18 protein-coding genes are annotated in these 18,516 nt (G+C 67.5%); 4 read left to right on the plus strand and 14 right to left on the minus strand.

The window, feature by feature from the left end:
• Positions 1 to 19 precede the first annotated feature (19 nt).
• A complete protein-coding gene (locus AC1DHX_RS03975; RefSeq protein WP_028278098.1) occupies positions 20 to 715 on the minus strand; it encodes a redox-sensing transcriptional repressor Rex in 696 nt (231 codons plus the stop codon).
• Positions 716 to 789: 74 nt separating this feature from the next.
• Complete coding sequence (locus tag AC1DHX_RS03980; protein WP_459385550.1) at positions 790 to 1,062, minus strand: glutaredoxin family protein; 273 nt, start codon at positions 1,060 to 1,062, stop codon at positions 790 to 792.
• A gap of 131 nt (positions 1,063 to 1,193) precedes the next feature.
• On the opposite strand from AC1DHX_RS03980, the gene AC1DHX_RS03985 reads away from it, so the two are divergent.
• Positions 1,194 to 2,012 (plus strand): HAD family hydrolase, encoded by an 819-nt coding sequence (locus AC1DHX_RS03985; protein WP_243182128.1) that lies wholly within the window; start codon positions 1,194 to 1,196, stop codon positions 2,010 to 2,012.
• Positions 2,013 to 2,227: 215 nt separating this feature from the next.
• Here the strand turns inward: AC1DHX_RS03985 and AC1DHX_RS03990 are convergent, their stop codons facing one another.
• The 3 genes from AC1DHX_RS03990 to AC1DHX_RS04000 form a co-directional block, all read right to left on the minus strand.
• A complete protein-coding gene (locus tag AC1DHX_RS03990; protein ID WP_003792170.1) occupies positions 2,228 to 2,326 on the minus strand; it encodes a 30S ribosomal protein bS22 in 99 nt (32 codons plus the stop codon).
• A 205-nt stretch (positions 2,327 to 2,531) separates the two neighbouring features.
• Positions 2,532 to 2,753 (minus strand): helix-turn-helix domain-containing protein, encoded by a 222-nt coding sequence (locus tag AC1DHX_RS03995; protein WP_018775046.1) that lies wholly within the window; start codon positions 2,751 to 2,753, stop codon positions 2,532 to 2,534.
• Between the two features lie 199 nt (positions 2,754 to 2,952).
• The gene (locus AC1DHX_RS04000) at positions 2,953 to 4,068 is read right to left on the minus strand and encodes a 3-deoxy-7-phosphoheptulonate synthase (protein ID WP_476850221.1); all 1,116 of its coding nucleotides are present in this window, start codon (positions 4,066 to 4,068) and stop codon (positions 2,953 to 2,955) included.
• A 396-nt stretch (positions 4,069 to 4,464) separates the two neighbouring features.
• Between AC1DHX_RS04000 and AC1DHX_RS04005 the strand changes: the two genes are divergently transcribed.
• Positions 4,465 to 5,811 (plus strand): alpha-hydroxy acid oxidase, encoded by a 1,347-nt coding sequence (locus AC1DHX_RS04005; RefSeq protein ID WP_476859274.1) that lies wholly within the window; start codon positions 4,465 to 4,467, stop codon positions 5,809 to 5,811.
• A gap of 103 nt (positions 5,812 to 5,914) precedes the next feature.
• Here the strand turns inward: AC1DHX_RS04005 and AC1DHX_RS04010 are convergent, their stop codons facing one another.
• Both AC1DHX_RS04010 and AC1DHX_RS04015 read right to left on the minus strand, forming a co-directional pair.
• Positions 5,915 to 6,478 (minus strand): ArsR/SmtB family transcription factor, encoded by a 564-nt coding sequence (locus AC1DHX_RS04010; RefSeq protein WP_476855779.1) that lies wholly within the window; start codon positions 6,476 to 6,478, stop codon positions 5,915 to 5,917.
• Between the two features lie 81 nt (positions 6,479 to 6,559).
• Entirely contained in the window at positions 6,560 to 7,783 is a 1,224-nt protein-coding gene (locus AC1DHX_RS04015) for an acetoin utilization protein AcuC (RefSeq protein ID WP_476859273.1), read from the minus strand.
• 118 nt (positions 7,784 to 7,901) lie between these two features.
• Between AC1DHX_RS04015 and AC1DHX_RS04020 the strand changes: the two genes are divergently transcribed.
• Positions 7,902 to 9,332, plus strand: a complete 1,431-nt coding sequence (locus tag AC1DHX_RS04020; RefSeq protein WP_476859272.1) for a TrkH family potassium uptake protein — start codon at positions 7,902 to 7,904, stop codon at positions 9,330 to 9,332.
• A gap of 40 nt (positions 9,333 to 9,372) precedes the next feature.
• A complete protein-coding gene (locus AC1DHX_RS04025) occupies positions 9,373 to 10,011 on the plus strand; it encodes a potassium channel family protein (protein ID WP_026266712.1) in 639 nt (212 codons plus the stop codon).
• A 58-nt stretch (positions 10,012 to 10,069) separates the two neighbouring features.
• Here AC1DHX_RS04025 and proC read toward each other — a convergent pair whose 3' ends face one another.
• The 7 genes from proC to AC1DHX_RS04060 form a co-directional block, all read right to left on the minus strand.
• The gene (gene proC / locus AC1DHX_RS04030) at positions 10,070 to 10,903 is read right to left on the minus strand and encodes a pyrroline-5-carboxylate reductase (RefSeq protein ID WP_476850224.1); all 834 of its coding nucleotides are present in this window, start codon (positions 10,901 to 10,903) and stop codon (positions 10,070 to 10,072) included.
• Between the two features lie 486 nt (positions 10,904 to 11,389).
• Complete coding sequence (locus tag AC1DHX_RS04035) at positions 11,390 to 12,691, minus strand: RNA polymerase sigma factor (protein WP_476859271.1); 1,302 nt, start codon at positions 12,689 to 12,691, stop codon at positions 11,390 to 11,392.
• A 21-nt stretch (positions 12,692 to 12,712) separates the two neighbouring features.
• Positions 12,713 to 13,054 carry a YciI family protein gene (locus AC1DHX_RS04040; protein WP_028277719.1) on the minus strand — a complete coding sequence of 114 codons (342 nt, stop codon included), beginning with the start codon at positions 13,052 to 13,054 and terminating at the stop codon, positions 12,713 to 12,715.
• A gap of 114 nt (positions 13,055 to 13,168) precedes the next feature.
• Complete coding sequence (locus tag AC1DHX_RS04045) at positions 13,169 to 14,173, minus strand: Ppx/GppA family phosphatase (protein ID WP_223913619.1); 1,005 nt, start codon at positions 14,171 to 14,173, stop codon at positions 13,169 to 13,171.
• Positions 14,174 to 14,265: 92 nt separating this feature from the next.
• Positions 14,266 to 14,709, minus strand: coding sequence for an SseB family protein (locus AC1DHX_RS04050; RefSeq protein WP_028277718.1), 444 nt, complete (start codon positions 14,707 to 14,709; stop codon positions 14,266 to 14,268).
• A 115-nt stretch (positions 14,710 to 14,824) separates the two neighbouring features.
• Positions 14,825 to 17,563, minus strand: a complete 2,739-nt coding sequence (gene topA / locus AC1DHX_RS04055; protein WP_476859270.1) for a type I DNA topoisomerase — start codon at positions 17,561 to 17,563, stop codon at positions 14,825 to 14,827.
• 235 nt (positions 17,564 to 17,798) lie between these two features.
• On the minus strand, positions 17,799 to 18,500 hold the full coding sequence (locus AC1DHX_RS04060; protein WP_476899871.1) for an ArsR/SmtB family transcription factor: 702 nt from the start codon (positions 18,498 to 18,500) through the stop codon (positions 17,799 to 17,801).
• Between the last annotated feature and the right edge of the window lie 16 nt (positions 18,501 to 18,516).

An 18,516-nucleotide genomic window follows, 5' to 3' on the forward strand; every position in this document is an offset into this window, starting at 1 on the left:
ACCGGAGGGCTGGCCGATCTTAGTCGGCGTCTTCCGGGTCCTGCGCCCTTTGTGCGTGATAGGCCAGAATCTGCAGTTCCGTTGCCATGTCCACCTTGCGGAGGTTGACTCCCGGGGGGACCTGCAGCATCACCGGTGCGAAGCTGAGGATGCTCCGCACGCCGGCGGCTATCACCCGGTCGCAGACGTCCTGGGCCACCGCCGCCGGCAAGGCGAGGACCACCATGTTGGCACCGGTCCGTTGCAGTACCGGCTCAAGGTCGGCGGCGTCGCTGACCCGCAGCCAACCGACTTCACTGCCCACCACCATCTGGTCGGCGTCGAAAATTGCCACAATGTCAAAGCCTCGAGACTCGAATCCGCCGTACCGGGCCAGGGCTTTGCCGAGGTTGCCCGCACCGACGATCGCGACTTTCCAGTCGTGCGTCAACCCGAGGGCGGCGGCGATGTTGCGGTTGAGGTACTGGACCTCATAACCGACACCCCGGGTTCCGTAGGAGCCGACATAGGAGAGGTCCTTGCGCAGGGTCGAGGAGCTGACTCCGGAGGCCTCGGCCAGCGACTCGGACGAGACCCGGTCCACCCCCTCAGCCAGCAGCGTGGTCAGGGCGCGCAGATAGATGGTCAGCCGGGCCACGGCCGCGGGCGGAATCTGTTTGGCCGCAGTCCCGGCTCCCCCGGGGACAGGCCCGGGAGATGAATCCAGCGAAGTCACTATCTGCTCCATTGCGTCGCGTTGTGCTTCCCACTCTAGAGCCCCCGCGCATCACGCAACAAAGCACCCCGCCGTCAGGAAGGCTGGTCGAGGACCCGTTGCAGGGTCCGGGTCAGGCGGGCCTCGTCGATCTTCCAGAAATCGCGCTGGACGCCGTTGACCAGCACCACCGGGATCTCCTCGGCGAAACGTTCCCGCAGTCCGGCGTCGTCCTCCACCGATTTTTCCGACCAATCTATTCCGAGCGCAGCGGTGACCCGGCCGACGGCGGCGCGCGCCTCTGTGCACAGGTGGCAGTCAGCCTTGGTGATCAGAACTACATCGGGTAAATGTGCGGGTTTGGCCATGCATCCACCGTAGCCCGGCGGCCACTTCGGCGTCGACGCGCGGCGCAGTCCGCCCGGGTCCGGGCCCGTCCTGCCGTCGCATCGCGCGTCCCGCGGGCGGCCGGGGGCCCGTCATTGACTAGACTCGTGGCATGCCCGAGGAGAAATACGTCATTGTGGCCAATGAGCCTGCTGCATCGACGCAGCACGGCGAGGCCGCATTTTTCGACGTCGACAACACCCTCATGAAGGGCGCAAGCCTTTTCCATGTCGCCCGCAAGCTTTACCAGCGTGGCGCCTTCACCCTGCCGCAGGCTGCCGGGTTCGCCTGGAAGCAGTTCATGTTCGTGCTGCGCGGCGAAAACATGGATGACGTCCATGCCGTCCGCGATTCCGCCCTGACGCTGGCCGCCGGCATCACGGCGAAAGACATCGAGGCGTTGGGCGAAGAGGTCTACGACGAGATGATTGAGTCGCGGATCTGGCCGGGGGCAAAGGCCCTGGCCGAACAGCATCTCCGGGTCGGGCGCAAAGTATGGCTCGTGACGGCGACGCCGATCGAGGTGGCCACTGTCATTGCCGCCCGGCTGGGCCTGACCGGGGCGCTGGGCACAGTGGGCGAGATCATGGACGGCTCGTACACGGGACGGCTTGTGGGCGAGATCCTCCATGGACCGGCCAAAGCGGTCGCGGTCCAGCACATTGCCGAGGAGCAGGGCCTGGACCTGAGCCGCTGCTGGGCGTACAGCGATTCCCACAACGACATCCCGTTGCTGAGCATGGTGGGGCACCCCGTTGCCATCAATCCCGACTCCAAGCTGCGCCGCTACGCCCGCGAGCACAACTGGCCGGTCTACGACTTCCGTGCAGGCCGGCGCGCCGCCACTCTGGGCTTCAAGGCCGCAACGGTCGGAGGGGCCATCTACGGCCTGTGGCGGGGGTTCTCCCGCTTCCGCGGCCCCAGCCGCTAGGCCGCCCGCGGCTTCCGCTGCGGATTCGGACAGACGCGGCGCGGATCAGGGCCGCCGTCCTCTGATTCCGCAGCCCGCGTCCGAATCCGGTGCGAATTTACGCGCCACCTCCTCGGCGTCGCCCCGGCTGGCCCCAACGCAAATCAACCGCCGAAGGCAAGAAAAATGCCCGTCGCCTGGAAGGCAACGGGCATTTCATGCATTTCGAAGTATTGCTACTTCTTATTGCGACGCTGGTGGCGCGTCTTGCGAAGCAGCTTGCGGTGCTTCTTCTTGGCCATACGCTTGCGACGCTTCTTAATAACTGAACCCACGAAAGTTCCTTACCGGCTAGATGCAGTACCTGCCTGTTGGGAAGGGTCCGCGGGCTAAGCAGCAGACTGAAACAACTGACAGGTTCTTACAATGACGTAAAACGTTCCTTAACAGGGTACCGCCTCTGCGAGGCACCCCACGACCGCGGGCCCCGTGCGGGACCCAAAGCAGTCGATTCACGCTGTGATTGTTGCCGCTGACTGATCAGCCAGTTCCGGCGTGGCCGTCATTCCGGTCGACGACGGCACCCTTGAGGTACTGCTCGACGGCGTTTTCCGGCACGCGGTAGGAGCGGCCGAACCGCACGGCCGGCATCTCCCCCGAATGCACAAGACGGTACACAGTCATTTTCGATACCCGCATAAGTTCCGCGACTTCGGCCACGGTCAAAAAACGGGCCTTGGAGAAGTTGGCCTCCGTAGACATTTCCCTATTCCTTTGCTCAAGCGAACGGCAGCCCCACCTGTTGACATGGCGGTGTGCCGATGCTGAGCCATCAAACAACCATGTGTTAGCAACACTAGTTGCTCATGGTGCCAAAGTGAAAGACTTCCTCAGGAATCCCCACACGATTTCCGCAGGAATCTCGAAAATCCCGCGGCACGCTCCTCCTCCTGCTCCTCCCTCAGGCACGGGTCCGCCGCCTGCGGGCCGAGGCGGCCAGCTGGCCCAGTACCGACGCCGTCACGTCCCAGTCCATGCAGGCATCAGTGACGCTCTGGCCGTAGACCAGCCCCTCCCGTCCGGAGCCGGTAACGGCGTTGACATCAAGGTTCTGGGCCCCGCCCACCAGGAAGCTCTCGAGCATGACGCCGGCGATGGCCCCGGCGGCGGCTCCGGCATTTTCCAGCTGCGCACCGATTTCGAGGGCGACCTCGGCCTGGCGGTGATGGTTTTTGCCGCTGTTGGCGTGGCTGGCGTCGACGATCAGACGGGGGTTGAGCTGCTTCGCGGCGAGTTTCGCTGAGGCCGCTTCAACATCGGCGGCTGAGTAGTTGGGGCCATTGCGCCCGCCGCGGAGGATGACGTGGGTGTCCGGGTTGCCGGCGGTAGCCACAAGCGCCGCCCGGCCGTCGTCGTCGATCCCGAGGAACGCCTGGGCGGCAGCGGCGGAGCTGCACGCGTCCAGCGCCACCTGGAGATCGCCGTCGGTCCCGTTCTTGAAGCCGATCGGCATCGACAGCCCGGAGGCCAGCTGGCGGTGGATCTGGCTCTCCGTGGTGCGGGCGCCGATCGCGCCCCAGGCGACCAGGTCCGCGACGTACTGGGGGCTGATTGGCTCAAGGAACTCGGTGGCGGTGGGCAGGCCGAGGGCGGTGACCTGGCGCAGGAAGGACCGGGCCGCGCGCAGGCCCGCGGCGATGTCGTGGCTGCCGTCCAGCCGGGGGTCGTTGATCAGGCCCTTCCAGCCCACCGTGGTGCGCGGCTTTTCGAAGTAGGTGCGCATGACGATCAGCAGGTCTTCGCGGTGCTTCTCTGCCTGGCTGACCAGCCGGCGGGCGTATTCCAGGCCCGCCTTGGGGTCGTGGATGGAGCAGGGGCCGACGATGACGAGCAGCCTGTCGTCCACACCGTCCATGATGGCCCGGACCTCGTCCCGGCCCCGCCCGACCACCTCGGCCAGGCGGGCCTCCAGGGGCAGTTCCGCCATGAGGTCCTGCGGGGTGGGCAGCGGGGTGAACTCGCTGACGCGCAGGTTCGAGGTGGAGTGTTGGGGGCCGGTGGCTGCTTCGATGCTCATATTCGGGTCCTGTTCCGGGTGCGGAGCGGGCCCTGGTCAGAACCCGCCGAAGATATGGCGAAGGGCAGAGAATAATCTCTGCCCTGTTGGCTCTGAAGGAAAGTTGGATGCGTGTCAGTTAGACGCGGGCCCCTCCAGAGCCAACGAAAAATACGCATACCAACGGTTAGTCATAGCGTTGACCATAGCCCCGGAGCCGCGGCCGGAGCAAACGCCGGACGTAACAATCCGCGGCGGCCAGTTCCGGGCGGCCAGGACCAGGTCCGTGGTCGCCGGGCAGGCACGTCGCGGCGGTGTTCGCCGGCACTGCCGCGAAATGACATCTCGACGCACACCGGCACCACCTAGAGTGTGAGGAAACCCAGCACAGCATCCGATCCGCAAATGGAGGCAGCCATGACGCACACCGTCCCGCCCGGCAACCCCGAGGCTCCGACCACTCCCGCGGCCACGGCCCCTGGCCCTGCGGTCTCCGCATCCGGGCACCACACAGCCGCGGCCGCCGGCGGGCTCCCTGCCGCGTTGAAGCGCCGCGTGCCCAAGTACGCCGACCTTGCTCCCCTGATGCAGTTCAAGAAGCCGGAATTCAGCCGGGCCGCCAGGCTGCGCCGTGCCAGCACCATCTGGGACCTGCGGGACATGGCCAAGCGCCGCACACCCCAGGCGCCCTTCGACTACACGGACGGCGCCGCCGAGGCCGAAATCTCCCTCCGCCGCGCCCGCCAGGCGTTCCTGGACATCGAATTCCGGCCCGGGGTCCTGCGGGACGTCTCCAGCATCGACCTCAGCGCTGACATCCTGGGCGGGCCGTCCCGCCTCCCGGTGGGGATCGCGCCCACCGGCTTCACCCGGATGATGCAGTCCGAGGGCGAATACGCCGGTTCCCAGGCCGCAGCAGCCGCCGGCATTCCGTACACCCTCTCCACCATGGGCACGGCGTCCCTGGAGGACGTGGCCGCCGCCGCACCCGCGGGCCGCAACTGGTTCCAGCTGTACCTGTGGACGGACCGGGAGCGTTCGCTGGAACTGATCCAGCGTGCCGCCGCGGCGGGCAACGACACCCTTATGGTCACGGTGGACACCGCCGTCGCCGGCGCCAGGCTCCGCGACGTCCGCAACGGCATGACCATCCCGCCCGCCCTGACACTCAAGACCGTCCTGGATGCGTCCTACCGGCCCGCGTGGTGGTTCAACTTCCTCACCCACGAGCCGCTGACCTTCGCGTCGCTGTCCCGCTACACGGGCACGGTCGCGGACCTCATCAACGCCATGTTCGATCCCACCCTGACCTTTGCCGACCTCGACTGGCTGCGCGAGACGTGGAAGGGCAAGCTCGTGGTCAAGGGCATCCAGACGGTCGAGGACGCCCGCAAGGTGGTGGACCATGGCGCGGACGGGATTGTGCTCTCCAACCACGGCGGCCGCCAGCTGGACCGGGCACCGATCCCGTTCCACCTGCTCCCCGAGGTCTCCGCGGCACTAAAGGCCGACCACAGCGACGCGGCGATCATCCTGGACACCGGCATCATGAACGGCGCGGACATCATCGCCGCCCTCGCCCTGGGCGCCGACTTCACGCTGATCGGCCGTGCCTACCTGTACGGGCTCATGGCCGGCGGCCGGGCCGGTGTGGACCGTGCCCTCCAAATCCTGGAGAAGGACATGGAACGCACCATGGCCCTGCTGGGCGTCAGCCGGGTCGCGGACCTCACCCCCGAGCACGTGCGGATCCTCCGCACCTAGCACCTCTGACAAGCCCCTGGCGCCCGAAAGATCGGCCAGGTGCCTTTGGGCGGAGCGGATGGCCGCGCGCATACCCAGGGCGGCATACGCGGGGCAGGAAAGCCTACTTCTTGCGGCCGAACTTGGGCAGGTTGGCCAGGAGATCGGCGGCCCTGGTGGCGGCCCGGCCCACGGTCCGCCCGATCTGCTGGGGCATCTTGTCTTCCCCCGCCGTTCCCACCGGGATGACGACGGCGGGGCTCAGCGGGCTGCCGGCAGGGCGGCCCGCCAGTGCTGCGGCGGGTTGCGCGGCGACCGGTTGTGGGACGGCTGGTTGCGGAACAGCGGCGGCGGCCAGACCTTCCGGGACGGCTGCGGGGCCGGCTTCGGGGTGGAGGGCGGCGGCCGCGTCCGCCGTCGCGGCGGGGCCGACGTCGAACGCCTGCAGCCAGGTCGCGATCCCGGTGAGCGGCTTGGGGTTGAGCGTGTAATACCGCTTCTGGCCCTGGGCGCGCATGCTCACCAGGTCCGCTTCCCGCAGGACTTTGAGATGCTTGGAAATGGTGGGCTGGCTTGCTTCAAGCTCCTGGACCAGTTCCCCCACCGCTTTGTCCCCCTTGCGGAGGGCTATCAGAATGTCACGCCTGGTTGCCTCAGCAATGACGGCAAATACGTCGTCTGTCACCATGCCCTCCACACTAGCGACATATACGCCAGATGGCATCCACGAATTGTTGCGTTGGTGCAAGCCCCCAAGCCCGGCCCGGATTCAGTCGAACCAGGGGTCCAGTCCGTGCAGGGGAAACACTTCCTTGCGGGTGGCCATGATGGTGCGGTCCACCTCGTCGTTGGGGTCGAAACCCACTTCCCAGGACCGCCACCAGAGGTCCACGTCGTCGCCCATCGTCTCGGGGGGCTCCACGCCGAACCTGGCGCCATATTTGTCTTTGACGTAGTTGCGCCAATCCTCCGGAACCGGGGTGCGCAGCGGCACCGGGCGGCCGGCGGCGATGGCTATGAGGTGGCTCCAGGACCGCGGCACCACGCTGACCACGTTGTAGCCGCCGCCCCCGGTGGAAATCCACCGGTTCTCGCAGTAGCGTGCGGCGAGGTTTCCTATCGCCGTGGCGGCCTCGCGCTGGCCGTCCACGCTGATGTTCAGGTGGGTGAGCGGGTCAAGCCGGTGCGAGTCGCAGCCGTGCTGGCTGACGATCACTTCCGGTTCGAACGCGCCAATGAGCTGGGGCACGACGGCGTGAAAGGCCCGCAGCCACCCGGCGTCGACGGTGCCGGCCGGGAGGGCGACGTTCACGGCGCTGCCCTGCGCGTTCGGTCCGCCGATCTCGTTGGCAAACCCGGTGCCCGGGAAGAGGGTCAGTCCGGATTCGTGCAGCGAAATGGTCAGGACGCGCGGATCGTCCCAGAAGATGCTTTGCGTGCCGTCGCCGTGGTGCGCATCGACGTCGACGTAGGCCACCCGCCGGACGCCGCCGTCGAGCAGCCGCTGGACCGCGAGGGCGGCGTCGTTGTAGATGCAAAAACCGCTCGCGCGGTCCCGGGAGGCGTGGTGCATCCCGCCGCCGAAGTTCACGGCCCGCACGGCGCTGCCGTCCAGGACAGCTGCGGCCGCCAGCAGGGAGCCGCCGGCCAGCCGGGCACTGGCTTCGTGCATGCCGGCAAAAGCGGGGTCATCCTCGGTTCCTAGACCCCTGGCGTGGTCGGACGTGTCCGGGTTTGCGCTCACGCGCCGCACGGCGGCCACAAACTCCGGGCTGTGGACCGCGCCCAGCTCCGCGTCGCTGGCGACGTCCGGAGCCGCTACCGTGACGTGGTCCAGATCCAGCAGTCCAAGGCTGCCGGCCAGCTTCGCTGTGAGCTCCATGCGCTCCGGCGCCATCGGGTGGGAGTGGCCAAAGTTGTAGGCAGTCATGGCTGGGGCCCACACCACCGTCGTTGGCAGCGCGGTCTGAGCGAGTCCGGGCAGGAATGTCATCAATCACAGGCTACCCGAGCCGTCCCCGGCTTCCCGCGCGCGCACGGGCGTTCCCCCGGCCATTACCCGGTGTTTAGTGGTTTACTACTTGGGGAAGAAGTTTCAACCGAGGAAGAACATGACGCAAAGCCAGTCGAGGTCCACGAGCCCGGCCAGCTGGCAGCCAGGCATGCCGGAGCGGGAAGGCCTGTGGATCTTCACACGCCTGCGCGACTTCATTGACAGCATCGCGAACAGCTCACCCGCCCGCCTGGCGCTCTCGGCGTTCGGCGTCGTGATTCTGGTCTTCACCGCTTTGCTCTCGCTGCCCATGGCTTCCGCGACGGGACAAGTCACACCACTGCATCAGGCGTTCTTCACCGCGGCGTCCGCTGTCTGCGTCACGGGACTGACCGTGGTCTCCACGGCTGTGCACTGGTCCTTCTTCGGCCAGCTCGTGATCCTGGTCGGCATTTTCGTGGGCGGCCTGGGCACCTTGACCCTCGCGTCGCTGCTGGCGCTCATGGTCAGCAAGAGACTCGGTGTCCGCGGCAAGCTGATCGCCCAGGAGGCCATGAATGCCGGCCGGCTTGGCGAAGTCGGTACGCTGCTCCGGATCGTGATCGTGACCTCCGTGGTGATCGAGGCCGCCCTGGCCGTGACCCTGATCCCCCGCTTCCTGGTCCTCGGGGAGAGTTTCCCCCAGGCCCTCTGGCACGGGGTCTTCTATGCCATTTCATCGTTCAACAACGCCGGGTTCACGCCGCATTCGGACGGAATCGTGCCGTACGAAACCGATCTCTGGATCCTTGTCCCGTTGATGCTCGGGGTATTCCTGGGCAGCCTGGGCTTCCCGGTGGTCATGGTGCTGCACCAGAACGGGTTCCGGTGGAAGAAATGGAACCTCCACACCAAGCTGACCATCCAGGTGTCCTTCATTCTCCTGGCCGCCGGCACGGTCCTCTGGGGCTTCCTGGAGTGGGACAACCTGCGCACCATCGGGGACATGGACCTCGGCGACAAGATCACGCATGCGCTCTTTGCCTCAGTCATGTTGCGCTCCGGCGGCTTCAACCTCGTGGACCAGAACCACATGGAGTCCACCACCATGTTGCTCTCCGATGCCCTCATGTTCGCCGGCGGAGGTTCCGCATCCACGGCCGGCGGCATCAAGGTCACCACCATTGCCGTGATGTTCCTGGCGATCACCGCCGAGGCCCGCGGCGACGCGGACGTGAAGATCTACGGCCGCACCATCCCCGAGGGCACCATGCGCGTGGCCATCTCGGTGATCGTCGCCGGCGCCACCCTCGTCTCGGTCTCGGCCCTCCTGCTCCTGCATATCAGCCATGCATCCCTGGACCGGGTCCTGTTTGAAACCATATCCGCCTTCGCCACGGTGGGCCTCAGCACCAACCTCAGTGCAGAGTTGCCGCCGGAGGGGGTCTACGTCCTCGCTTTGCTCATGTTTGCCGGGCGCGTCGGGACGGTCACCCTTGCCGCCGGCCTGGCCCTGCGCCAGCGCAGCCAGCTGTACCACTACCCGGAAGAGAGACCGATCATTGGCTAGTTCCTCAGGCGCCGTCAACCGCCCCGCCCACAACGCCCCCGTGCTGGTGATCGGGCTGGGACGTTTTGGTGCATCCACCGCAGAACAGCTGGTCAAGCAGGGCCGGGAGGTCCTGGCCATTGAACGCGACCGCACCCTCGTCCAGAAGTGGGCGAGCGTCCTGACGCACGTGGTGGAAGCCGACGCCACCAACATCGATGCCCTCCGCCAGCTCGGCGCCCAGGAATTCAGTTCCGCCGTCGTGGGCGTGGGCACCTCGATCGAATCCTCCGTGCTGATCACGGTGAACCTCGTGGACCTGGGAATAGAACACCTCTGGGTCAAGGCGATCACGCCCTCGCACGGCAAGATCCTCACCCGCATCGGCGCCAACCACGTCATCTACCCGGAGGCCGACGCCGGCGTCCGCGCCGCGCACTTGGTCTCCGGGCGCATGCTGGACTTCATCGAGTTYGACGACGACTTCGCGATCGTGAAGATGTATCCGCCGCGCGAGACCGTGGGCTTCACCCTGGACGAGTCCAAGGTCCGGTCCAAGTACGGCGTCACGATTGTGGGCGTGAAGTCCCCGGGCGAGGACTTCACCTACGCACGGCCGGAAACCAAGGTTTCCTCGCGGGACATGCTCATCGTTTCGGGCCACGTGGACCTGCTCGAACGGTTCGCTGCCCGCCCCTAGGCCGCAAGCGGAGCCTGCGGCTCCCAGGCCTGCGGCTCCAGGGCCCGCCCGGGCCGGCTCAGGCGAGCTGTCGGGTGATTTCCGCGGCGCGCTCAGCCGCCGCGCGGGCGCCGTCGGCAATGATCGCCGGCAGTCCGCGCTCGTCAAAGGTGGCGATGGCCCGTTCCGTGGTGCCGTTCGGGCTCGTGACCGCCTTGCGCAATGCGGCAGGATCCGCGCCGGGCTCAGCCAGCATGAAGCCCGCCCCGGCGACGGTCTCGCGGGCCAGCAACAGCGACAGCTCCGGGTCCAGGCCCAGCCGTGCCCCGGCCTCGGCCATGGCCTCCGCCAGGTAGAAGGCGTAGGCCGGGCCCGAGCCGCTGATCGCGGAGAGGGCGTCCACCTGCTCTTCCGGGATCTCCACGACCGTGCCGGCGGCGGCGAGGATGTCCTTGGCGCGCTGGAGCTGCCCGGCGGAGCAGCTGGTCCCAGGCGAGACGGAGACGACGCCGCGGCCCAGCTTCGCCGGCGTGTTCGGCATCGTGCGGATGACGGGCTGGCCGGCCGGCAGCGCCGCCTCCAGCTGCTCCAGTGACACGGCGGCCGCAACGCTGATGACGATCGTGCCCGGTGAAAGGGATCCGCTGATTTCCCGGGCCAGGTCCGCGATCCCCACGGGTTTGACGCCCAGTATCACGACGGCGGAGCCGGTGGCGGCCTGTTTATTGTTGTCCGGCTCTTCTTCGCCCGCGATGGCGGTGATCCCGGGGTGGCGCTGGGCCAGCTCGGCCGCGCGCCCGGCCCGGCGGACGGTCGCGACAATGTCGCCCGGGTCGACGCCGCCGTCGATCAGCCCCGCCATAATTGCCTCGTTCATTGACCCACAGCCCAGGAATGCGATTCGGTTGCTCATGTCCCCATCATTGCAGTCTGACGTGATTCCCAGCCAGCTCCCACCTTCAGCGCAGTCAGCGCACAACTTTGGAACCTAACGTTGTAACTACCTCATTGAGGGTGCGAGTGATGCAGCAGGCATGCGGATGCCTGCGCGGCACCGGTGGTTGCAGCGGGTTTTCCCATTTTCCCGCAGCGGACCGCCGGTGCCTTTGCCGTTTAAAGCCCTGCGGCGGAGCCGGCCACCACCCAAGGGACGCAGTCGGATTGCCAGCGAACACACAGGGAAAACTCGCTGCGCACCCATGATCGGCCATTACCTTTAAAAGTGCCTCAACAGGTGCGAGTGATGATAGCCGGTTCCCCCGGAGCCGGCGGTGCGCCGGGCGATTTGCAGCAGAGTTCCCCCAAGTCCTGCTCCAGATCGCCCGGCCCTACTCTTTTAACCGGCGCGAACGGGCCCGCCACGGGCGCGGCCCGGCCCAGGTTTCCAACCGTCTGCTTTCTACCCGTCTGCGGCCCCGCCGAACACCGGGCTGCGGAGCTTGCCTTCCAGGAACCGGCGTTCCGCGGCGCTGCCGGCAAGCGCCAGCGCCCGCCTGTAGCCTTCGGCGGCCTCCGGATAGCGGCGCAGCCGCACCAGGAAGTCGGCGCGGACGGCGTGGATGAGGTAGTAGGTGTCCAGTCCCAGGCCCTCGACCGCCGCCAGCCCGGCAACGGGCCCGTGGAGCTCTGCCAGGGCCACGGCGCGGTTCAGCGCCACGACAGGACCCGGCGCGACGGCCAGAAGCTGGTCATACAACTGCAGGATCTGCGCCCAGTCGGTGTCCCCGGCGGCCGCGGCGTCGCTGTGGACGGCGTTGATCGCCGCCTGGAGCTGATACGGTCCCGGCTGGTTCCGGCGCAGGCACCGGCGCACCAGCTCACGGCCTTCGGCGGCCAGGGCGCTGTCCCAGTGCCCCCGGTCCTGGGCCGCGAGCAGCACCAGTCCCCCGTCGGGCGTGAATCGCGCGGCGCGGCGGGACTCGATGAGCAGCATCAGCGCCAGCAGTCCCGCCGCTTCCGGTTCGTCCGGCATCAGCGACGCCAACAGCCTGCCGAGCCGGATGGCTTCCGTGCAGAGCTCCGTACGTTCCGGGCCGTCGGCGGGGCCCGCGGTGTAGCCCTCGTTGAAGATGAGGTAGACCACCGCCAGCACCGATTGCAGCCGTTCGGGCAGGTCGGCGCCCTGCGGGACCCGGTATGGGACCTTGGCATCCCGGATTTTCGCTTTGGCCCGGACCAGCCGCTGCGCCATGGTCGCTTCCGGAACCAGGAAGGCCCTGGCGATTTCCGCCGTCGTCAATCCACCCAGAAGCCGCAGCGTCAGCGCCACCTGGGCGGACCCGGCCAGGGCAGGATGGCAGCACGTGAAAATCAGCCGCAAAGTATCGTCGTCCACGTCCTCGGCCCCTGACTGTTCCGCCAGGAACTGCTCTTCGGCGGCCGGCGCGGGTCCGGCCCCGGACCGCACCGCCGCGAGCAGGGCCGCCTGTGCGTGCTTGTCCTCGCGTGAGGCTTCCCGCCGCAGCCGGTCAATCGCCCGGTGCCGTGCCGTCGTGATGATCCAGCCAGCCGGGCTGGGCGGGATGCCGGCCGAGGGCCAGTGCTGGACCGCCGCGGCAAAGGCATCCTGGACGGCGTCCTCGGCAATATCGATGTTCCCGAACGTCCGCGTCAGAACGGCTACGGCGCGGCCGTACTCGCGCCGGAACACCCGGGCGATGTCCGCCTCGGTCGCTGCCTCATGTCCACGGCGCTCACCCACACCAGCACCCCCGACCGGCGGCTAGTGCTGGAAGGGACGGACTTCGACGGGAAGTGTGGTGGCGCCGGCCAGCTTCCTTGCCCAGCCAAGGGCCGCGTCCAGATCCTCGGCCTCGATCACGGTGAATCCGCCGAGGTGCTCCTTGCCTTCGGTGAACGGCCCGTCGGTCACCAGGATCTCGCCACCGTTGGGCCGCAGGACTGTCGCGGACTCCGCCGGGTGGAGACCCGCGGCGAACACCCAGGCCCCCGCCGCCTGCATTTCATGGTTCAGGGCCGCCAGGTCACGCATGATGGGTTCGAGGAACTCAGGGTCCGGGGCAGGGCCGTCCGGCTGGTAAATGCTGAGCAGGTACTGCGTCATTTCGGGTGCCTCCTTGTCGAATCGGCCGGCGCCGTGCCGGCCTCTCAGCACTTACACGATCGAGGACGCTCCGGATCGACACAGTCTCGACACCCGCCGCTGGTCCAAGCCGTCTCAGAGAGCCTTTTCCGGCGACTGAAGCCGCGCCGGCGGTTGCTCTGCCACATGCGGCGGGGGATCGATCGGCCCCTCAAACACCAGCTGGTCCAGGCGGCGGAGGATGAGTCCTTCACGCAGGGCCCACGGGCAGGTCACCATGCTGTCGAACTTGAACATTTCCAGTGCCGCTTCCGCGACGAGGGCGCCGGCGAGGACCTGCGGCGCGCGGGCCTCGGAGACGCCGGGCAGGTGGAGCCTGTCCCCTATCTCCATGGCCGAGATCCGCTGCGCCCAGAGCCCGAGGTCGAGGGCCAGCAGCTCCCGCTTGACGTAGGGCCCGGCGCCGCTGGGGGCAGCCCCGGCAATCCTGGCGAGGGACCGGAAAGTTTTGGACGTACCCGCGACGAGGTTGGGCGGGCCCAGCTTCTCGAATTTGCGCACCGCGGGCTTGAGCGTGGAGCGGATGTAGCGGCGCAGCTCCTTGATGCTCTTGGCCGAGGGCGGGTTCTCGGGCAGCCAGTCGCGCGTCAGCCGGCTGGCGCCGAGCGGAACGGACATCGCCAGCTCGGGCAGCTCGTCCTGTCCGAGGGCCATCTCGAAGGAGCCGCCGCCGATGTCCAGGTTCAGGATGGGCCCGGCACCCCAGCCGTACCAGCGCCGGACGGCGAAGAAGGTCATGGACGCCTCTTCGCTGCCCGTGAGCTCCCGGAGGGTAACGGTGGTTTCATGTTTGACGCGGGCCAGGACGTCAGCGCCGTTGGTGGCCTCGCGGATGGCCGAGGTGCAGAACGCGAGGAGGTCGTCGGCTTTGTGCTTGGCCGCGAATTCCCACGCCTCGAGGACGAACTCGACCAGTTCATGCTGCCCGTCGTCGTCGATGTTGCCGTCGTCGTCGAGGTACTGCACGAGCGACAGCCGCCGCTTATGCGAGGCGTAGGGGACCGGGCGGGCGCCGGGGTGGGCGTCGACCAGCAGGAGATGGACAGTGTTGGACCCGATGTCGAGGACGCCTAGACGCATGCTGCCATTATTCCCCCCACGGAGCGGCCGGCCTAGCTGCGACGGCGGTATTCGCGAAGAATACCGCCGTCGCAGTCTGGCCGATTACGGGCCTAAGCCGGGTCGGCGGTGCCGTCAGCGGGCTCGTCCGTTGGCTTGAAGTCGCGGCGGATGTTGGCCACGCCCTCCGGGTCGATTTCAAAACCGTAGGCGGCGCCGGGGTTGATCACCATGCCGAGCTCGGCGCCGAGGTTACCGATGATCGCGGCGCCCTGCGTGCCCAGCACGTTCGGGGCGGCGGCGAGATACTGCTCGGTGACGCGGCTCGGGTGCGAGAAAACGGCCAGAACGGGCTTGCCGGAGGAGTTGGCGAGGACCAGCGGCTCCACCTGCGAGTCGGGGCCCTCGAGGGCGTCGGAGCTGACCACATAGACCTCGTTGTTGAGGAAGGCCAGGATCACGTCCACCGGGTTGGCGTCCGGCTGCTCCCCCCGGGCGAGCTGCTCCTCGAGTTCGTTCAGCGGCTGGTTGTCCAGGTGTGCGGGCTGTTCAGTCATATTCCTACTCGATCACGTCCACGGCCGGTCCGCAAACGCGAAATCGCCGGAAACCTGCGGATTCGCCGGTATTTTCCGGCGAATCGGCAGGTTTCCGGCGATTTCGGCGTGCTGCCTACTTCTTGGCCGGGGCCTTCCGTGCGGGCGCCTTGCGGGCCGTCGTCGTGCGCTTGACCGGGCCCTTGGCCCGCTTCTCCGCGAGGAGTTCGACGGCGCGTTCCCGGGTCAGCTCCTCGATCGAGGTGGTGCGCGGCACGGTGATGTTGGTGATGCCGTCGGTGATGTACGGGCCGAACCGGCCTTCCTTCACCACGATGTTCTTCTCCGAGACCGGGTCCGGTCCGAATTCGGCCAGCGGCGGCACGGCGGCACGGGCGCCGCGCTGCTTGGGCTGCGAGTAGATCTCCAGCGCCGCCTCAAGCGTGATCGTGAAGATCTCCTCTTCGGAGCCGATGGAGCGGGAGTCCGTGCCCTTCTTCAGGTACGGGCCGAACCGGCCGTTCTGCACCGTGATCGGGTTGCCGTCGGCGTCCTGGCCAAGCACGCGGGGCAGGCTCATGAGCTGCAGCGCCTCGTCCAGCGTGATGGTGTCCACGCTCATGGACGCGAACAGGGACCCGGTGCGCGGCTTGGCCTTGACGGGCTTCTTCGGCGGCTTGGGCTTGCCGTTCTTGTAGTACTCAACGGGCTGGTTGGCCAGCTGTTCCTCGGTCATCTCCGGGATGATCTCGGTGACGTAGGCGCCGTAGCGGCCATTCTTGGCCACGATCGTGTGCCCGGTGTGCGGGTCCGCGCCGAGGACGCGCTCCTCCGGGGCAGCGGTCTCCATGAGTTCAACGGCTTTGGCGGCCGTGAGCTCGTCCGGGGCCAGGTCCTCGGGGACGTTGGCGCGGGCCGCCTCCACCACTTCGCCGGTCTCGGGATCCACCGTCGCGGTGGAGCTTTCCAGGTACGGGCCGAACTTGCCGACCCGGAGGGTGATCGCGTCCGTGATGGGGATGGAGTTGATCTCGCGGGCATCGATCTCGCCGAGGTTGTTCACGATGCTCAGCAGGCCGGGCTCGGAGTCCTCACCGAAGTAGAAGTGCTTGAGCCACGCGGGTCCGGCCGCCTGGCCGTTGGCGATCTTGTCCAGGTCCGCTTCCATGTCGGCCGTGAACTCGTAGTCCACGTAGTCGTGGAAGTGCTGTTCGAGGAGCCGGATCACGGAGAACGCGATCCAGCTCGGGACCAGCGCGGAGCCCTGCTTCCGGACGTAGCCGCGGTCCTGGATCGTAGAGATGGTGGAGGCATAGGTCGACGGGCGGCCGATGCCCTTCTTTTCCAGCTCCGCAGTCAGCGAGGCTTCGGTGTAGCGCGGCGGCGGCGAGGTTTCGTGGCCGACGGCGACAATGTCGCTGGCAGTGAGCGCGTCGTCCTTGGCCACGTTGGGCAGCCGGCGTGCTTCCTCGGACTCGTCGTCGCCGCGGCTTTCGTCCTTGCCTTCTTCGTAGGCGGCGAGGAAGCCGGGGAAGGTGATGACGGTGCCCGACGCCGAGAACTCGGCGTCGCGGCGGTCGGCCGGGTCACCAACGGTGACGGCGCCGAGACGGATCGTGGCGGTGGAGCCCTTGGCATCAGCCATCTGCGAGGCGACCGTGCGCTTCCAGATGAGCTCATAGAGGCGGAATTCGTCGCCGGAGAGCTGCTGGGCCACCTGGGCCGGGGTGCGGAAGGAGTCGCCGGCGGGACGGATGGCCTCGTGGGCTTCCTGCGCGTTCGCTGCCTTGCCGCTGTAGACCCGCGGCGACTGCGGCACGTACTCGGGGCCGTACAGCTCGGAGGCCTGGCGCCGGGCGGCCGTGACGGCCTCGTTGCTCAGCGCGGACGAGTCCGTACGCATATAGGTGATGTAGCCGTTTTCGTAGAGCCGCTGGGCCACCTGCATCGTGCTCTTCGAGGAGAAGCGCAGCTTGCGGCCGGCCTCCTGCTGCAGGGTGGAGGTGGTGAACGGCGCCGCCGGGCGGCGGGTGTACGGCTTGGTGTCGACGGAGCGGACGCGGAAGTCGGCGTCCTGCAGCCCCGCCGCGAGCGAGGTGGCGAGTTCCTCGTTGAGGTGGACGGCGTTGCGGGAGGTGAGCTCGCCGTTGTCGTTGAAGTCCCGGCCGCTGGCGACCTTGGCGCCGTCGACGGCGGCGAGTTTGGCTTTGAAGGAGCCGGAACCGGCGCCGAACTGGCCGGTGAGGTCCCAGTAGGAGGCGGCCTTGAAGGCCATCCGCTCGCGTTCGCGGTCCACCACCATGCGGGTGACAACGGACTGCACGCGGCCGGCGGAGAGGCCACGGGCCACCTTGCGCCACAGCACCGGGGAGATCTCATAGCCGTAGAGCCGGTCCAGGACGCGCCGGGTCTCCTGGGCGTCCACCAGGTCCTGGTCGACATCGCGCAGGTTGTCCATGGCGCGGTGGATGGCTTCCTTGGTGATTTCACCGAAGGTCATCCGGTAGACGGGAACCTTGGGCTTGAGCACTTCGAGCAGGTGCCACGCGATGGCCTCGCCCTCGCGGTCCCCATCGGTTGCGAGATAGAGAGCGTCGGCGTCTTTGAGCTGCGCCTTGAGCTCGGCGACCTTCTTCTTCTTGTCCGAGGACACCACGTAGTAAGGCTTGAAGTCGTTGTCGATGTCGACGGCGAACTTGCCCAGCGGGGTCTTCTTCAGTTCCGCGGGGAGCTCCGAGGGCTGCGGGAGGTCGCGGATGTGACCGATGGAGGCCTCCACAATGAAGCCTTCGCCGAGGTACTTGGCGATGGTCTTGCTCTTGGCGGGAGACTCCACAATCACGAGTTTCTTGCCGGTTTTGGCCTTGCTTGGCACGGTGCTCCTACAGAAAAAGGTGGCTCGGGCAGATGCGCCCATACCCGCCTAGTTCACCATATTTTGCAGAATCCCGCGCATCCGGCCGGAAATGACGGCCCGGCGGACGCGGCTTCCGGCCGCAATAGGGCCACGTGCCGGCCGGCCCCTGAGCGCACTCCGGATGCGGTTCAGCGCCGTGCCCGCGACCGGTTCAGGCCTTCCCGGCGGCGGCTCAGCCCTCCCCGCCGGCGGCTCAGCCCTTGCCGGCGGCGGGCTTGACGGGGGCGGGTTTTGCGGCGGCGGGTTTTGCGGCGGCCGCCGGGCCGCGGTCGTCCGGAATCATCGACCACATCGTGGCCATGCGTTCGGCACCTTCGGGCAGGTGGTCCGGATCCTCAAGTTCGTAGTCCCGCAGCAGGTCGAAGATCCGCCGCGTCAGTTCGGCCCGCTGGTCCGGCGTCAGGTACAGCAGATTGCTGGCCAGTACTACCGAGGACGGCCCGTCGGCGGTGTCGCCGCTCTCGCGCCGGGCGTTGCGGGCCGTGGCGTAGGCACGGACCCGGCGGCGGTAGGCGTCGAGCTCGAGGTCCAGGACGGCGAGCTCGGGGCTGGCCACTCCCCCCAGCGAGTGGATGGTGAAATCTGTACCGGCGGCCTGCCAGCGCCGCTCCCGGGCATCCCCCGCGGTGGCGGCGGGAATCACGATGCCCCACTTCTGCAGTGCCCGCAGGTGGTAGCTCATGGCACTGGGAGTCAGCCCGGTCTGCGCGGCAAGCTCGGTGGCCGTCCGGCTCACCTGCGTGGAATACAGCTCGGAAATGACCTCCAGCCGGGCGGCGTGGGCCAAGGCAYGGATCGCCTTCGGGTCGGTGATTTCCACTTGCTTCTCCGGACGGTGCCGGCGCCTGGTGGCCGGCGGAGCCATTGACTCCGCCGTCGGGGTTTCTGCGTTCACTCCTCCAGTGTATCCA

This window comes from Arthrobacter sp. 05N33_2, assembly GCF_056397425.1.

Coding starts and splice junctions, on each gene's coding strand:
- AC1DHX_RS03995 (WP_018775046.1), bottom strand. CDS start 2,753: ATGTCTACGGAGGCCAACTTCTCCAAGGCCCGTTTTTTGACCGTGGCC.
- AC1DHX_RS04010 (WP_476855779.1), bottom strand. CDS start 6,478: ATGGTGACAGACGACGTATTTGCCGTCATTGCTGAGGCAACCAGGCGT.
- AC1DHX_RS04020 (WP_476859272.1), top strand. CDS start 7,902: ATGACGCAAAGCCAGTCGAGGTCCACGAGCCCGGCCAGCTGGCAGCCA.
- AC1DHX_RS03980 (WP_459385550.1), bottom strand. CDS start 1,062: ATGGCCAAACCCGCACATTTACCCGATGTAGTTCTGATCACCAAGGCT.
- AC1DHX_RS04045 (WP_223913619.1), bottom strand. CDS start 14,173: ATGCGTCTAGGCGTCCTCGACATCGGGTCCAACACTGTCCATCTCCTG.
- AC1DHX_RS04000 (WP_476850221.1), bottom strand. CDS start 4,068: ATGAGCATCGAAGCAGCCACCGGCCCCCAACACTCCACCTCGAACCTG.
- AC1DHX_RS04005 (WP_476859274.1), top strand. CDS start 4,465: ATGACGCACACCGTCCCGCCCGGCAACCCCGAGGCTCCGACCACTCCC.
- AC1DHX_RS03985 (WP_243182128.1), top strand. CDS start 1,194: ATGCCCGAGGAGAAATACGTCATTGTGGCCAATGAGCCTGCTGCATCG.
- AC1DHX_RS04050 (WP_028277718.1), bottom strand. CDS start 14,709: ATGACTGAACAGCCCGCACACCTGGACAACCAGCCGCTGAACGAACTC.
- AC1DHX_RS04040 (WP_028277719.1), bottom strand. CDS start 13,054: ATGACGCAGTACCTGCTCAGCATTTACCAGCCGGACGGCCCTGCCCCG.
- AC1DHX_RS04015 (WP_476859273.1), bottom strand. CDS start 7,783: ATGACATTCCTGCCCGGACTCGCTCAGACCGCGCTGCCAACGACGGTG.
- proC (WP_476850224.1), bottom strand. CDS start 10,903: ATGAGCAACCGAATCGCATTCCTGGGCTGTGGGTCAATGAACGAGGCA.